Raw genomic sequence first — 15282 nt, 5'->3', positions numbered from 1 at the left:
CCCTGCCTTGGTTGTCGGGAAGGGTTTGCTCATCGCGGCATCCACCAGCTGGTGCGTGCACCCATATGCATGTTGAGCGTCTTCGTCTCGGTATAGTCCTCCACGGCATGGCGGCCGAGTTCGCGGCCGAGGCCGGACTGGCGGTAGCCGCCGAAGGGCAGTTCGGAGGCGCCATCCATGAAGGTGTTCATCCAGACCGTGCCGGCGCGCACCTTGCGGCCGATCGTGAGACACGTGTCGAAATCGCGGCTCCACACACCGGCCGACAGGCCATAGTCGATGGCGTTGGCGATGCGGATCGCCTCTTCCGTCGTCTCGAAGGTCAGTACCGAGAGAACCGGCCCAAAAACTTCTTCGCGGGCGACCGTCATTTCGGGCAACACGCCGGAGAGGATCGTCGGGGCCATGAACTGGCCGAGGCCGAGATCGAGTGCTCCGCCGCCAAGCGCCACCGACGCACCGGCCTTCGTCGCGCCGTCCACATAGGAGCCGATCTTTTCGAGATGCTGCGGCGTGATGATCGCGCCGACCTGGGTCGTCGGATCGAGTGGGTCGCCGACCTTCACCTTTTTCGCGAGTTCCGCGATGCGCGCGGTGACGTCCGCGGCGATCGACTTGTGCAGGATCAGCCGCGAGCCGGCATTGCAGCATTCCCCGGCGTTGAAATAGGCGCCGAAGACGGCGGCGTCGATGAACTCGTCGAGGTTCGCGTCGGGGAAGACGATCTGCGGGTTCTTGCCGCCGAGTTCGAGCGAGACCTTCTTCAAGGTCTGTGCGGCATTGGCCATCGTCAGGCGGCCGACGCCGGTCGAGCCGGTGAAGGAGACCATGTCGACATCCGGATGCGTCGTCATCGGCGCGCCGACCTCGGGGCCGGTGCCGGTGACGATGTTGACGACGCCTGCCGGCACGCCGGCTTCGATCAGGATTTCGCCGAGCACCAGCGTCGAGCCGGAGGTCAGCTCCGAGGGTTTGACCACCGTCGTGCAGCCGGCCGCAAGCGCGAAGGGCAGCTTCTGGCTGACGATCAGGAACGGGAAGTTCCAGGGCGTGATGATCGAGACGACGCCGATCGCCTCGCGCAGCACGACGCCGAGCGTGCCTTCGCCAAGCGTGTTGTAGCTTTCGCCGTGCAGGTCGCGGGCGAGTGCTGCGGCATAGCGCCAGATATCGGCCGCACCACCGAGTTCGCCCTTCGCCTGGCTGATCGGCTTGCCGCTCTCGATGCAGTCGAGGAAGGCCAGTTCGTCGGCACGCGCGGCGATGAGGTCGGCGGCTTTGAGCAGGATGTTCGAGCGCTCGGCGCCCGTCATGGTCGGCCATGGGCCCTCGTCGAAGGCCTTGCGGGCGGCCGCGATGGCGCGCTCGGCATCGGCCTTGGTGCCCGCCGGATAACGGCTGACCACGATGCCGTGACCCGGTGCCACGCGTTCGAGCGCGGGGCCGGCGCCTTCCGTCCAGACGCCGTCGATCAGCATGCGGAAATCGCGTGCCTTGAAGTTTTCCAGCGCCTTGGGTTTCACATGCGCGGTCATTACCATTCTCCCTTGAACTCTGCGGGGCGTTTGCCCGTGAAGGCGGCAACGCCTTCCTTCAGGTCCCCGGTCTTGGCGACGAGGATAGAGCCCAGGGCCTCCACCGCCGCACCATTGTCTTCATTGTTCGCCACCGCGATCATCAGCTTCGACACTTCCGTCGCCGCCGGCCCGCGCGCCGCGATGCGCGCCGCATAGGCCTTCGCGGCTTCCACGGCTGTTCCGGTGTCCACCACCTGATCGACAATGCCGAGCGCTGCGGCTTCCGCTGCCGTCAGCACTTCGCCGCCAAGCAGCATGCGCCGCACGGCCTGTGCGCCAAAACGCTTGACGAGGCGCTGCGTGCCGGACCAGCCGGGCACCATGCCAAGACCTGCTTCCGGCAGGCCGATTTTCACTTGGGTTTCCGCGATGCGGATATCGGCGGCCGCCGCCAGTTCCAGCCCGCCGCCGAGTGCGTGGCCATTGACGGCGGCGATCAGCGGCATGCGCAGCGTCGCCAGCCGTTCGAAGACGCGGTGGCCGAAGCGCACCCAGGCGTGGCCGAAGGTATTGGCTTCCATGCCGGCCCAGGCGCGGATATCGCCACCGGCGGAAAAGGCCTTGCCCTCGCCGGTGAGGATCGCGACACGCACGGCGGCGTTGGCCTCGACGTCGTCGCAGGCGGCGGATAATTCCTTCAGCATGTCGATGTCGAAGGCATTCGCCTTTTCCGGCCGCGCGACGGTGATCGTCGCGACGTCACCTTCAACAGTGATTCGGATGCGCGGCTCAGCCATGCTGCGCTCCTGCCAGCCGGCGCGGCGCCTTTTGCGGCAGCGTCAGGCCGATCGGCGCATCGGTGAAGAGTGCGGCATCCATGACCTTCAGGTCCGGCGAAACGATCAGCGCAAACTCCGACTGGTCGAGGATATGCGCCTGGAGATCGACACCCGGCGCGATCTCGCTGAGCACGACCCCCTCGGGCGTCAGCTTCAGCACGCAGCGCTCGGTGACATAGGTGATGTCCTGCCCCTGCGCCACGCCGCGCGGGCCGGAGAAGGTGATGTGCTCGACGGCATTGACCAGCTTCTTCAGCTTGCCTTCCTTTTCGATCACCAGCTTGCCGCCCTCGACGGCGAGCTTGGCGCCGGCATTGAACATGCCGGAGAAGACGATCTTCTTCGCCCGCGCCGTGATGTCGACGAATCCGCCGGCCCCTGCCGTCACATGCGGTCGGAAGGAAAGTTTCGAGACGTTGACCGAACCGTCCCTGCCGATTTCCAGGAAGGAGAGCAGCGATGCATCGAAGCCTGCGCCCTGGAAATAGGTGAACTGGTAGGGCGAGGGCATGAAGGCATCGGCATTGGAGGCGCAGCCGAAGGCGAAATCGAGCAACGGCACGCCGCCGACCGCACCCTGTTCGATCACCCAGGTGACAGCGCCATGCAGGCCTTCTTCGAGCAGGATGCGCGGCACGTTGGCGGAAATGCCGAAGCCGAGATTGACGGCGCTGCCGGCTTCCAGCTCCTGTGCCACGCGGCGGGCGATGACTTTCTGGATGTTGAATTCCGGCACGCGGAATGTGTCGAGCGGCCTGAAAATCTCGCCGGAAATGGCGGGGTCGTAGAGCGTCTGCGTCGTCTGCTTCTGGTCCGGATCGACGATAACATAATCGACCAGCACGCCGGGCACGCGCACGTCATGCGGCTTCAGGGAGCCGTCCTTGACGACGCGCTTGACCTGCGCAATGACGATGCCGCCATTGTTGCGGGCGGCGAGCGCCTGGTCGAGGCCGCCGAGATAGGCGCCCTCGTGTTCGTAGGTCAGGTTGCCGCGTTCGTCGGCGGTGGTGGCGCGGATGATCGCCACCTGCGGTGCGATCGCCTTGAAATAGAGCCATTCCTCGCCGGCGAAGGTGATCTTTTCCACTACCGGTTCGCGCGCCGCCGAAGCGTTCATCGCGCAGCCTTCGCGGCGCGGGTCGACGAAGGTTTCAAGGCCGATCTTGGTGATGACGCCGGGGCGTTTTGCGGCGGCCTCGCGGTGCATGTCGAAGAGGATGCCGGAGGGGACGTTATAGGCGGCGACCTCGTCGCTGCCGATCATCTGCCAGATCAGCGGCGGTTCGGAGGAGGAGGGGCCCGAGGGATAGGAGCCGCCGATGATCTTCTTCAAAAGCCCCTTTTTCGCGATGTAATCCACGCCCTTGATGCCGCTCATGTCGCCGGCGGCGATCGGGTGCAGCGTCGTCAGGTTCTTCGGACTGCCGGTTTCGTCGAAACGTTCGCCGATCGCCTTCAGCATCAGGTCCGGGCAGCCGAGGCCGGAGGAGGACGAGACCGAGACGACGGCACCGTCCGGGATCAGGTCTGCGGCCTGGCGCGGTGTGATATGCTTGTTCATGCGTCTCAGAACCCCGGTTCGATACCGACCGTGCGGCCCGTGCGGGCGGCCTCGGCAACAGCAAGCCCGGTCGCCAGCGACCAGACGCCATCCTCGCCGGTGGCGTTCGGCTTGCCCTTGCCCGCGACGGCGGCGTGGAAGGCGGTAAGCGCCGTTTCGTAGAGATTGCTGTGGTCGAGCGGCAGTTCCTGTTCGCCGCTGGCATCGCGCAGCGTTACGGTGCCGATGGCGCGCTGCGTCATGACATTGCGGCCGATCAGCGAGCCCTCGGTGCCGTGCACTTCAAAGCCGGTTTCGGCAAATTTGGTGGTGAACCCGTCATGGAACTGCGCGATCAGGCCGGATTTGAAACGAAGCACGCCCATCACGGCATCCTCCAGCCCCGCCTTGCCCATGCCGCCGGCCTGCGAGAAGGCGATCGCCTCCACCGGATCCTCGCCCAGCACGAAGCGCAGCGTGTCGGCGTCGTGCACGGTAATGTCGAGGATCACGCCGCCGCCGGCTTCCGGACGGTCGAGGCGCCAGCCCTGCAGGTGCGGCGGCAGGTAGACGGCGTGGAAGACGCGGGCCGAGAGCGGCTTGCCGATGCGCCCGGCCGCAATGGCCTCCTGCATCGCGCGGTGCGTTGCCGCATTGCGCAGGTGGTGGTTGGTCGCCATCACGACGCCAGCGTCCTTCGCAGCCTGCACCATGGCGCGCGCATCGTCGAGCGACATCGCGAGCGGCTTCTCGCAGAGGATGTGCTTGCCCGCCTTGGCGGCGGCCAGGGCCTGCTCGCGGTGCAACTCGTTGGTCGTGGAGATATAGACGGCGTCGACCTCGGGATCGTTTACGATCTCGTCGAGCGTCGTCACCGATTTGGCAATACCGTGCTCGGCCGCATAGGCCTTGCCGCGCTCGGCGTTCGTGCTCATCACGGAGGCGATCTCGCCGCCCGTTGCGCGGATCGCGCCGATGACCCATTCCTTGGCGATCGTGCTCGCCCCGATCAATCCCCACCGTGTCATGCCGAAATCCTCCTCGTCCTGTCCTTCAGTCCGGCGCCGCAGCTCTGGCGCACCACGAGGCGCACGGAACTGACGATCGCCTCGGGCTCTACGCGCCCGGCATTCACTTGTTTCAGAAGCATCTGTGCCGCCCGCCGGCCCATGCCCTGCGGATCGACGGAAACCGTCGTCAGCGCCGGCACGGCGGTCTCGGCCTCGATCACGTCGTCGAAGCCGACCACGCCGAAATCGCGGCCTGGCTCCTTGCCGGCCGTGCGCAAGCCGTCGCAGACACCGAAGGCGGCGGCGTCGTTGAAGCAGAGGGCGGCCGTCGGCGGCTCGGGCAGCGAGAGGGCGCGCTCGATGGCGGCGACGCCGCCGGCACGCGATGCCGTCGAGCCGACGACGCAATTGTCGGGCGCATCGAGACCGGCTTCCGCCAGCGCATCGCGCCAGCCCTGCACACGCTCGGTGAAGACCGTGGTGTTCGCGATGCCGCCCAGGAAGGCGATGCGGCTATGGCCGAGGTCGATCAGGTGGCGGACGGCATCCTTCGCGCCGGCATAATTGTCGGAAAACAGCGTCGAGACCTTGGCGCCGACCACGTTGCGCACCACCGCGACGACCGGAATGCCGCTTGCGGCGAGCGGCTTCAGGTCGGACGCTTCCGTGCCGCGGGCGGGGGAGATGATCAGCCCGGCGATGCCGTGTTCGCGCATCGAGGCGATGACCTCGCGCTGGCGGTCGACGCTTTCGGCGGAATTCGACAGGAACTGCACATAGCCCGCCGACTGCATGACCATGTCCATGCCCACCGCAAGCTCGGCGAAGAAGGAGTTGGTGAGGTCGTTGACGATGATGCCGATGATGCGCGAGGAGGCGGACTGCCGCAGGTTCGCCGCGCCGCGATTGTAGACATAACCGAGTTCACGGATGGTGGCGTTGACCTTGGCGCGGGTCGTCTCGTTGACGAGCGGGCTGGACTGGAGGACGAGCGACACGGTCGATTTCGACACGCCGGCGGCGCGCGCAATATCGACCACGGTCACCCGGCTCTTGTTCACGACCATTCCTCCCAACGCACGGCGTCTTTCGCCTGCTTGTTGATGTCAAATAATTGGATCGTTCCAAATTTGTCAAGAGGTTTTTGTGATGATTAGCGGTAGAAGCCTTTGCGGCCTCTCGACCATGCCTGTGCCCTCTCCACCCGTCATGGTCGGGCTTGACCCGGCCATTCATGCTGCATGCGCAACGCCCGGGCTTGTGGATCCTCGGCTCAAGGCCGAGGATGACGACGGAGGGTTGGGGCGGTGGCTTCCCGCATAACTTCGGTTGCTGCGCACATGCCGGTCGGGGTAGCGTGTTTTCAAAAATCACCTTGAAATTTGGAACGATCTAAATTATTCCCCTGAAAAACCCTTGGGAGGATTCCATGTCGATCAGCTTTACCCTGCCGCAGACGGATGGTGGCCTTGCCCGTTACGACCTCGTCGGCACGCCGCTTGCCCGGCCGTCCGCGGTGCCGCGCTTCAACCGCATCGCCTATGCGGCGGCGCATGTCGTCTCCGATCCGCGCCGCGATACGCGGCCCTGGGAGGCGCCCGCCATCGACTGGGAGCGGACCATGGCTTTCCGGCACCATCTCTGGTCGCTCGGCTTCCGCATCGCCGAGGCGATGGATACGGCGCAGCGCGGCATGGGGCTCGATTGGGCGGGCGCGCAGGAGCTGATCAGCCGCTCGCTTGCCGAGGCGCGCACGGTGCCCGGCGCCGATCTTGCCTGCGGCGCCGGCACGGACCATCTGAACCCGGCCGATGCGCGGTCGCTGGATGATGTCATCAGGGCCTATGAGGAGCAGGTCGGCTTCGTCGAAAAGCACGGCGGCCGGGCGATCATGATGGCGAGCCGGGCGCTCGCCCGTATCGCCAAGTCGCCGGACGATTACCGCAAGGTCTACGGCCATATCCTCGGCCAGGCGAAGGACAAGGTCGTGCTGCACTGGCTCGGCGACATGTTCGATCCGCAGCTTGCCGGCTATTGGGGCTCGGACAGTTTCGAACCGGCGCTCGATGCCGTGCTGTCGATCATCGAGGAGAACCGCGACAAGGTCGAGGGTATCAAGATTTCACTGCTGGAAAACGCCAAGGAAGTGGCGCTGCGCGATCGCCTGCCGGAGGGCGTGTTGTGCTTTACCGGCGATGATTTCAACTATGCCGAACTGATCGAGGGTGATGGCCGAAAGTACAGCCATGCGCTGCTCGGCATCTTCGATGCGGTGGCGCCGCAGGCTTCCAAGGCGCTCTCCTCGCTTGCCGCCGGCCATGTCGAGACGTTCCGCGCCGTCATCGAGCCGACCGTGCCGCTGTCGCGCAAGATTTTCGAGGCGCCGACGCAATATTACAAGGCCGGCGTCGTGTTCCTCGCCTGGCTGAATGGCCATCAGGACCATTTCACCATGCCGGCCGGCATGCAGTCCGCTCGCGGTGTCACGCACTATGCCGACGTCTTCCGCCTCGCCGACCAGGCGAATGTGCTCGACAAGCCGGACCTGGCGGCCGCCCGCATGAAAAGCCTGATGACGGTGCTGGGCGTCACGCAAGATTAGCTGTGGATGACCGGCCCTTTGGCCGGTTCTCCCGGCCATCCGGCGTTAAACTCCGCTTCCTTTCGCACGTGCTGGACAGGAGCGGACGATGACGGATGTGAAGATCGGCGAGAGCTGGAAAGCGCCGCTCGCGGCGGAATTTTCCAACCCCTATATGGCCGAGCTGAAAGCCTTCCTGCTGGAACAGAAGCAGGGGGGAAAACGCATCTTCCCGAAGGGGGCCGAATATTTTCGCGCGCTCGACCTGACGCCGCTCGACGAGGTCCGCGTCGTCATCCTCGGGCAGGATCCTTATCACGGCGAGGGGCAGGCGCATGGCCTGTGCTTTTCCGTGCAGCCGGGCGTGCGCATTCCCCCGTCGCTGGTCAATATCTACAAGGAGATGCAGACGGACCTCGGCATCGCGCCGGTGCGCCATGGCTTTCTGGAGCATTGGGCCAAGCAGGGCGTGCTGCTGCTCAACAGCGTCCTGACCGTGGAGATGGGCCGCGCCGCCTCACATCAGGGTCGCGGCTGGGAGCGGTTTACCGACGCCGTCATCCGCGCCGTCAACGAGCAGGAAAAGCCCGTCGTGTTCATTCTCTGGGGCTCCTATGCCCAGAAGAAGGCGGCCTTCGTCGATCGCAGCCGCCATCTCGTGCTGCGCTCCGCCCACCCATCGCCGCTCTCGGCGCATAATGGGTTCCTGGGTTCCAGGCCGTTTTCCCAGGCGAATGCCTTTCTCGAAGAACACGGCCGCGAGCCGATCGACTGGCAGTTGCCGGCGACGCCGGAATAGAAATCGCCATGCGGGGCTGCTAGACTTCGCCCCATGGCTCCCTCCGGCTCGGTCATCGACTGGCTTCTCGCTTCGGATCGCGCGGTCCGCTGGCAGGTGTTGCGCGACCTCCTCGATGCGCCGAAAGCGGTGTGGCAGGCCGAGCGCGCAAAGGTGGAAACCGAAGGCTGGGGTGCGGAACTTCTCTCCCATCAGGATGCGGACGGGCAATGGGCCGGCGGCGCCTTCATGCCGGCGGATTATACGGAAGAGAGGTGGCGCGAGCTCGGCCAGGCCTGGACCGCCACCTGCTTTTCCCTCCAGCAGCTTTACGACTTCGGCCTCGATCCCGCATCGGAACGCGCGCGGCGCACGGTGGATCTCATCGGCCGGAATTGCCGCTGGGACCATGACGGCCAGCCTTACTGGGACGGCGAGGTGGAGGAATGCATCAACGGGCGCACGGTGATCGCCGGGGCCTATTTCGGCGTCGATGTCTCGCCGATCGTCACGCGCCTGCTCGGCGAACGGCAGGCGGACGGCGGCTGGAACTGCGAGCGCTTCAACGGCTCGCACCGCTCGTCCTTCCATTCCACGATCAATGTGCTGGAAGGCCTTCTCGCCTATGAGCAGGCGGTGGGCGCCACGGCGGAGACGCGCACCGCGCGGGCGACGGGTGAGGAATATCTGCTGGAACGCGGCCTCTTTCGTCGTCTGAGCACCGGCGCCCCGGCCGATGAGCGCTACCTGAAATTCCTGCACCCGAACCGCTGGCGCTACGACGTTTTGCGCGGGCTCGACTATTTCCGTGCCGCGTCTCTTGCGACCGGCGCGGTGCCCGATCACCGCCTCGGTGGGGCCATCGACCACCTGCGCGCCCGCCAATCGGAGAACGGCACCTGGCCGCTCGACTGGCAGCTCAAGGGGCCGGTGTGGTTCGAGATGGAGACAGTGGGAGAGCCTTCGCGCTGGATCACGCTTCGGGCCTTGCGCGTCCTGCGCTGGTGGGATGAACACGCCGGCCTGTGACGGGCACCGGCCGGCGGGCTTAGCAAACGAGCGTCTCGTCGAGCAGCGCCATTACCTTTTCCGCATCGATGCCGATGCAGGCGTGCTGGCTGGGCAAATCGTCCCAGTTGCCGGGCGGGAATTTTCGCGCATCGGGTTTCTGGATCGTCTGGCCATCGGCGATGCCGCCGGCGACGACGCGGATCGCGCCCGAGCGGGTGGTGAAGAGCTCGGGTGCTACGAGATAGACACAGGCGCAACTGTCATGCACCACCATGCCCTCGTCCTTCACATGCTGGCCGTAGAAATCGATGTAGAATTGCGAGATGTCGGAGAGCAGTTTCAGGCGCTTGCCGTTCTGCGCGGTCAGTTCGGCGAGGCGTTTGCGCGTCATCACGGTCTTCATCGTCACGTCGAGGCCGACGACGACCACTTTCCACGGCGCCATCATCACCGCATCGGCGGCTTCCGGGTCGCCATGGATATTCGCTTCGGCGGCAGGCGTGATGTTGCCGGGCACATCGAAGGCGCCGCCCATGATGATGACTTCTTTCACCAGGCCGGCAATCGCCGGGTCTTCCTTCAGCGCATAGGCGAGGTTCGACATGCGGCCGACGGCGATCAGCGTCACCTCGCCGGGGTTTGCCCGCACCGTCTCGATGATGAAGCGGGACGCGGAACGCGGGTCGAGCGGCAGGTCGATCGTTTCCGGCACGTCGATATTGCCGAGCCCGTCATGGCCGTGGATCATCACCGGCCAGTCGATCGGGTTGCGCATCGGGTTGTAGGTCTTGCCGTCGCCCTTTGCGACGGGCGCCGCGATACCCCATTCGCGCTTCAGGAACAGCGCGTTGCGCGTCGTCGTCTCGATGGATGCATTGCCGAAGACCGTGGTGATGCCGATCAGGTCGATCTCCGGATGATTGTGCAGGAACAGCAACGCCATCGCGTCGTCGACACCGGGATCCGTATCGAAAATAACCTTATGCATGGTCGGTCTCTTCATTCTTGTTGTTATGGAGATCGCGCGCTTACTGGAAACGGGCGATAGAGAAGGGGGCAAGCGCCGTGTCGCCTTCGCCGGCGAGCAGGCGCGCGACATGGCGGCCGGTCGTTGCCGACAGCGTCAGGCCGAGATGGCCGTGGCCGAAGGCAAAGGCGATGCGCGGGTCGCTCGGATGCAGGCTGATGACGGGCAGCGTGTCCGGCGTCGAGGGACGGCGGCCCATCCATTCCGTGCCGCCCTCTTCCTGGAGATCCGGCACGTAGCGGCGCATTTTTTTGCGCATGGCGGCCGCACGCTTGTAGTTTGCGGGGGCTTCCGGCGAGGCGAGCTCCACCGCGCCGCCGATGCGCAGCGCATTCTCGAAGGGGGTGGCGACGAAGCCATGCTCGGAGAAGAAGACCGGCATTTCCAGCGTGGTCGAAGGATTCATGAAGGTCGTGTTGTAGCCGCGCTCGGTTTCGAGCAGCACCGTCAGGCCGAGATCGGCGACGAAGCGGCGCGACCAGACGCCAGCGGTGATGGCGAGGCGATCGAAGATGAATTCCCGGCCGCCTTCCGTGCGCACGATGACGCCGTTTTCTGCGCGCGCGACCGAAGAAACCGTGGCGTCGAGCAGCGTTGCCCGTTCGCGCAGCACCGCCTGGAGCCGGCGCAGGAAGGTCAGCGGATAGTCGAAGGTCTTGTAGCCGTCGCTGAAAATTCCGCCCGCGAAGCCGCCCTGCAAGGCGGGCACGCGGCGGCGCGCTTCCTCGGCCGTCAGCGTCTCGACATTGCAGCCGATCAGCCGGGCATTTTCCGCCTCGTGCGCAAAAGCCTTGTCACGGGCAGCCGTGCTGTCGAAGACGGTGAGTGCGCCGGTGTCGCGCAGATGGCCGCTGATGCCGGCCATGGCGCCGAGGCGCACATGATCGGCCTCGGCGGTCTTCATGAGGGAGAGCATGGCGGCGCGGCTGGCGGCGACCTTGTCCGCGCTTGCCGAGAGCAGGAAACGGATGAGCCAGGGGGCGAGCGCCGGCAGGTCCTGCCAGCGCACCGTGAGCGGCCCCTGCGGGTCGAGCAGCCATTTCGGCACGGACAGCAGCATGCCGGGCCGGGCGAGCGGATCGATCTCCGGCACGGCCAGAATGCCCGCATTGCCGACCGAAGCCGGCAGGCCGCCGGCATCCCGCTCGAGGATGGTGACGCTGTGGCCCTGTTCCAGCAGATTGAGCGCTGTGGCACAGCCCATGAGGCCGCTGCCGACGATACCGATATGCGCCATGCCGTCCCGTTGCTTGTTCTGTCTTTCGTTGCGACCGGCCGCGAAGCACCGCCTGTCGATCGCGCGGGACGATAGACGCAAACTGGACGTCTGTCGACAGACCCTCGGCCCGCGCCGGATCAGGCCTCCTGCGCGGGCTTGCGGCTTTGCAGCACGTTCCACAGGAAGGCGAAGACGAAGAGGACGGTCATCAAAAGCACGATGGTGGGGGCCGGCGCACTGTCGATGATGAAGCTCAGCCAGATGCCGAAGAAGGTGGCACTGACCGCGACGCTGACCGCGACCATCAGCATGCTCGGGAAGCGCCGCGTGACGAGGGCGGCGATGGCGCCCGGCGCCACCAGCATGGCGATCGCCAGGATGATGCCGACCGCCTTCAGCGCGCCGACGACGACGAGTGACAGCACCGCGAGCAGGCCGTAATGCAGCAGCTTGACGGGCAGGCCGATGGCGGACGCGTGCTGCCGGTCGAAGGCATGCACCAGCAGGTCCTTGCGGAACAGCAGGATGAAGGCCGTGGATGCGGTGGCGATCGCTGCCGTCTCCACAAGATCGGACACGGCGATGCCGAGCATGTCGCCGAACAGGATATGGTCGAGATGGATATCCGGCTGGATCTTCACATAGAGCACCAGGCCGAGCGCGAACATGCCGGAGAAGACGATACCGAGGATCGTATCCTCCTTCACCCGGCTGTTGTCCTTGAGGTAGCCGGCGGCGAGCGCGCAGAACAGGCCGGCGACGAAGGCGCCGGCCGCAAAGGGCAGGCCGACGACATAGGCGATGACGACGCCCGGCAGCACCGCATGGGAGACCGCGTCGCCCATCAGCGACCAGCCCTTCAGCACGAGGAAGCAGGAGAGCAGCGCCATCGGCACCGCGATCATCAGCGTCACCAGGAAGGCGTTCTGCATGAAGGCGAGCTGGAAGGGCATGATCGCGAGTTCGAGCGTCTCGTTCATGGCTGGGCGCCTTCTGCGGGTTCAAGCGCCAGCCGGCCCTTGCGGCGCGCGGCGAGCAGGCCGTGTTTCGGGGCGAAGAGGAAGGCGGAGAGGAAGATCACAGTCTGTAATACGACGATGATGCCGCCGGTCGCGCCATCGAGGAAGTAGGAAATATAGGCGCCGACGAAGCTGGTGCCGGCACCAAGGGCTGCTGCGATGACGATCAGGCGCTGGAAGCGGTCGGTCAGCAGATAGGCGGTGGCGCCGGGCGTCACCACCATGGCGATGACGAGGAAGGCGCCGACCGTCTGCATGGCAGCGACGGTGGAGGCGCTGAGCAGGGTGAAGAACAGGATCTTCAGGCCCGTCGGGTTGAGGCCGATGGAACGGGCGTGGCTCTCGTCGAAGAAGGTGACCATCAGGTCCTTCCACTTCAAAAGCAGGATGAGCAGCGTGACGGCGCCGATGATGGCGAGCTGGACCGTATCCTCGGGGCTGACGGCAAGGATATTGCCGAGCACGATGGTCTGGATGTTCACCGGCGTCGGCGAGAGCGAGACCATGAAGAGGCCGAGGCCGAAGAAGGAGGAGAAGATCATGCCGATGATCGCATCCTCCTTCAGCTTGGTCTTGCGGTTGAGGAAGAGCATGGCGGCGGCGGCGAGCCCGCCGGACAGGAAGGCGCCGGCCGCGAAGGGCAGGCCCAGCATATAGGCGCCGGCAACGCCGGGCACGATGGAGTGCGAAAGCGCATCGCCGATCAGCGACCAGCCCTTCAGCATCAGATAGGCGGAGAGGAAGCCGCAGATGCAGCCGACCAGCGCGCTGACCCACATGGCATTGACCATGTAGCCGTAGCCGAAGGGTTCGAGCAGGGTATCGATCACGGCGTCTTCTCCGTGTCGCGCTCGCCGTAGATGACGAAGGGGCGCTCGTCGTCGGTGATGACCTTGACCGTGCGCTTGTCCTCGTCGTCGTGTAGGTCGTGCCCGCCGAGGATGAAGTGGCGCAGCACGCCGCCGAAGGCGCGCTCCAGGTTGGCTTCGGTGAAGGTTTCCTTCGTCGGGCCGGAGGCGATGACCGTGCCTTTGACGAAGACGGTGCGGTCGCAGAAATCCGGCACGCTGCCGAGATTGTGGGTGGAGACCAGCATGACGCGGCCTTCGTCGCGCAGCTTGCCGAGCAGTTCGACGATCTGTTCTTCCGTGTTGACGTCGACGCCGGTGAAGGGTTCGTCGAGCAGGATCACCTGCCCCTCCTGCGCCAAGGCCCGGGCGAGGAAGACGCGTTTGCGCTGGCCGCCGGAGAGTTCGCCGATCTGGCGCTTGCGGAAGGCGGCCATGTTGACGCGTGTCAGCGCCTCGTCGACCAGGTCGTGATCGTGTTTGGTGGGGATGCGCAGCCAGTTCATGTGGCCGTAGCGGCCCATCATCACCACGTCCTCGACGAGCACCGGGAAGGTCCAGTCGACTTCTTCCGCCTGCGGCACATAGGCGACGAGGTTCTTCTTCAGCGCTTCCTTCACGGAAAGGCCGAGGATCGTCACCTTGCCGGCGGCGACGGGCACGAAGCCCATGATCGCCTTGAAGAGCGTGGACTTGCCCGCACCGTTGACGCCGACGAGGGCGGTGATCGTGCCCTTCGGCACGGAGAAGCTCGCATGGCGCAGCGCCGTCATGCCGTTGCGATAGGTGACGGTCACGTCTTCCGCGACGATGCCGTCCACCCTCTTCGGCTTGCTGCCCATCATCATTGCGAAAGGCCTTTCACGATGGTCTCGGAGGTGACCCGCAGCAGGTCGAGATAGGTCGGCACCGGGCCGTCCGCCTCGCTCAGCGAGTCGACATAGAGGATGCCGCCATAGGTGGCGCCCGTTTCGGCCGCGACCTGTTTTGCCGGGTCGGCGGACACGGTGCTTTCAGAGAAGACGACGTGAATATTGTGCTCGCGCACCGCGTCGATCACCGCCTTCACCTGTTTCGGCGTGCCCTGCTGGTCGGCATTGATCGGCCAGAGGAAGAGCTCCTTCAGGCCGAAATCACGCGTGAGGTAGCTGAAGGCACCTTCGCTGGTGACGAGCCAGCGCTTGTCTTCCGGCAGAGCATCGATCTTCGCCTTCATCTCCGCGCCCAGCGCCGTGATCTTCTCGCTATAGGCCTTGGCATTGGCGTCGTAGGTCGCGGCATTGGCGGGGTCGAGCGCCACCAGCGCCTTGCGGATATTCTCGACATAGATCAGCGCATTGTTCGGCGACATCCAGGCATGCGGGTTCGGCTTGCCCTCATAGGGGCCTTCCACGATGCTCATCGGCTCGATGCCCTCGCTGACGGTGACGTTCGGCACGTCGCCGAGATTGGCGAGGAATTTCTGGAACCAGAGTTCGAGGTTGAGGCCGTTCCACAGCACCAGCTTGGCGTCCTGCGCCTTCAGGATATCGCGCGGCGTCGGCTGGTAGTTGTGAATCTCCGCGCCCGGCTTGGTGATCGATTCCACCACGGCGGCATCACCCGCCACGTTTGCGGCGATGTCGGCGATGATGGTGAAGGTCGTCACGACCTTCGGCTTTTCCTGGGCTATGGCGGGTGCGGCTGAGAGAAGCGGCAGGCTGAGAAGAAGGGCATGAAACGAACGGCGGAGCATGGGCTTTCCTGATCTGCTTTTGCGAATGAGTTGCATTAAACTATAGGGCGCTTTTGTCGCCTGTCAACGCAATTGCAAATCATTCGCAAAAACGTGCCGAAATCGCACGCATCGCGTTTAAACTTCCGAAACGCCCCATGGGTAGAGTGCACGGA

The 15282-nt window shown here is 65.1% G+C and carries 14 protein-coding genes; 3 read left to right on the top strand and 11 right to left on the bottom strand.

What is annotated here, in order from left to right; all coding sequences use genetic code 11:
* Positions 1-29: 29 nt before the first annotated feature.
* Genes VGN93_RS19515 through VGN93_RS19495 form a run of 5 tightly spaced genes read right to left on the bottom strand, consistent with a single transcriptional unit; the run spans position 30 to position 5970 of the window.
* Positions 30-1535, bottom strand: a complete 1506-nt coding sequence (locus tag VGN93_RS19515; RefSeq protein ID WP_327508733.1) for an aldehyde dehydrogenase family protein — start codon at positions 1533-1535, stop codon at positions 30-32.
* Entirely contained in the window at positions 1535-2314 is a 780-nt protein-coding gene (locus VGN93_RS19510) for an enoyl-CoA hydratase/isomerase family protein (protein ID WP_327508732.1), read from the bottom strand. Before VGN93_RS19510 ends, VGN93_RS19515 begins: the two co-directional genes overlap by 1 nt.
* Positions 2307-3929, bottom strand: coding sequence for an acyl CoA:acetate/3-ketoacid CoA transferase (locus tag VGN93_RS19505; RefSeq protein WP_327508916.1), 1623 nt, complete (start codon positions 3927-3929; stop codon positions 2307-2309). The genes VGN93_RS19510 and VGN93_RS19505 overlap by 8 nt, the downstream gene beginning before the upstream one ends.
* Positions 3926-4927, bottom strand: coding sequence for a Gfo/Idh/MocA family oxidoreductase (locus VGN93_RS19500; RefSeq protein ID WP_327508731.1), 1002 nt, complete (start codon positions 4925-4927; stop codon positions 3926-3928). Before VGN93_RS19500 ends, VGN93_RS19505 begins: the two co-directional genes overlap by 4 nt.
* Positions 4924-5970 (bottom strand): LacI family DNA-binding transcriptional regulator, encoded by a 1047-nt coding sequence (locus VGN93_RS19495; protein ID WP_327508730.1) that lies wholly within the window; start codon positions 5968-5970, stop codon positions 4924-4926. The genes VGN93_RS19500 and VGN93_RS19495 overlap by 4 nt, the downstream gene beginning before the upstream one ends.
* A gap of 368 nt (positions 5971-6338) precedes the next feature.
* Here VGN93_RS19495 and VGN93_RS19490 point away from each other — a divergent pair, with 368 nt between their 5' ends.
* The 3 genes from VGN93_RS19490 (at position 6339) to VGN93_RS19480 (ending at position 9297) form a co-directional block, all read left to right on the top strand.
* Positions 6339-7511, top strand: a complete 1173-nt coding sequence (locus tag VGN93_RS19490) for a dihydrodipicolinate synthase family protein (RefSeq protein ID WP_319320464.1) — start codon at positions 6339-6341, stop codon at positions 7509-7511.
* 88 nt (positions 7512-7599) lie between these two features.
* Complete coding sequence (gene ung, locus VGN93_RS19485; protein ID WP_319320468.1) at positions 7600-8289, top strand: uracil-DNA glycosylase; 690 nt, start codon at positions 7600-7602, stop codon at positions 8287-8289.
* 33 nt (positions 8290-8322) lie between these two features.
* The gene (locus tag VGN93_RS19480; protein ID WP_319320472.1) at positions 8323-9297 is read left to right on the top strand and encodes a squalene cyclase; all 975 of its coding nucleotides are present in this window, start codon (positions 8323-8325) and stop codon (positions 9295-9297) included.
* 19 nt (positions 9298-9316) lie between these two features.
* Here VGN93_RS19480 and VGN93_RS19475 read toward each other — a convergent pair whose 3' ends face one another.
* From VGN93_RS19475 to VGN93_RS19450, 6 genes are all read right to left on the bottom strand, one after another.
* Positions 9317-10267: a nucleoside hydrolase gene (locus VGN93_RS19475; protein WP_319320475.1), complete on the bottom strand. Its 951-nt coding sequence runs from the start codon at positions 10265-10267 to the stop codon at positions 9317-9319.
* 40 nt (positions 10268-10307) lie between these two features.
* Positions 10308-11543: an FAD-binding oxidoreductase gene (locus VGN93_RS19470; protein ID WP_319320478.1), complete on the bottom strand. Its 1236-nt coding sequence runs from the start codon at positions 11541-11543 to the stop codon at positions 10308-10310.
* 119 nt (positions 11544-11662) lie between these two features.
* Positions 11663-12505 (bottom strand): metal ABC transporter permease, encoded by an 843-nt coding sequence (locus VGN93_RS19465; RefSeq protein WP_327508729.1) that lies wholly within the window; start codon positions 12503-12505, stop codon positions 11663-11665.
* Positions 12502-13374: a metal ABC transporter permease gene (locus tag VGN93_RS19460; protein WP_327508728.1), complete on the bottom strand. Its 873-nt coding sequence runs from the start codon at positions 13372-13374 to the stop codon at positions 12502-12504. The genes VGN93_RS19465 and VGN93_RS19460 overlap by 4 nt, the downstream gene beginning before the upstream one ends.
* Entirely contained in the window at positions 13371-14240 is an 870-nt protein-coding gene (locus VGN93_RS19455; RefSeq protein WP_327508727.1) for a manganese/iron ABC transporter ATP-binding protein, read from the bottom strand. The genes VGN93_RS19460 and VGN93_RS19455 overlap by 4 nt, the downstream gene beginning before the upstream one ends.
* Entirely contained in the window at positions 14237-15127 is an 891-nt protein-coding gene (locus VGN93_RS19450) for a metal ABC transporter substrate-binding protein (protein ID WP_327508726.1), read from the bottom strand. Before VGN93_RS19450 ends, VGN93_RS19455 begins: the two co-directional genes overlap by 4 nt.
* Positions 15128-15282 lie beyond the last annotated feature (155 nt).

Source organism: Shinella sp. (assembly GCF_035998705.1).
In the GTDB taxonomy this organism is placed as follows: Bacteria; Pseudomonadota; Alphaproteobacteria; order Rhizobiales; family Rhizobiaceae; genus Shinella.
The sequence above is the reverse complement of the archived record's forward strand: the minus strand, read 5'-3'. Positions and strand labels throughout refer to the sequence as shown.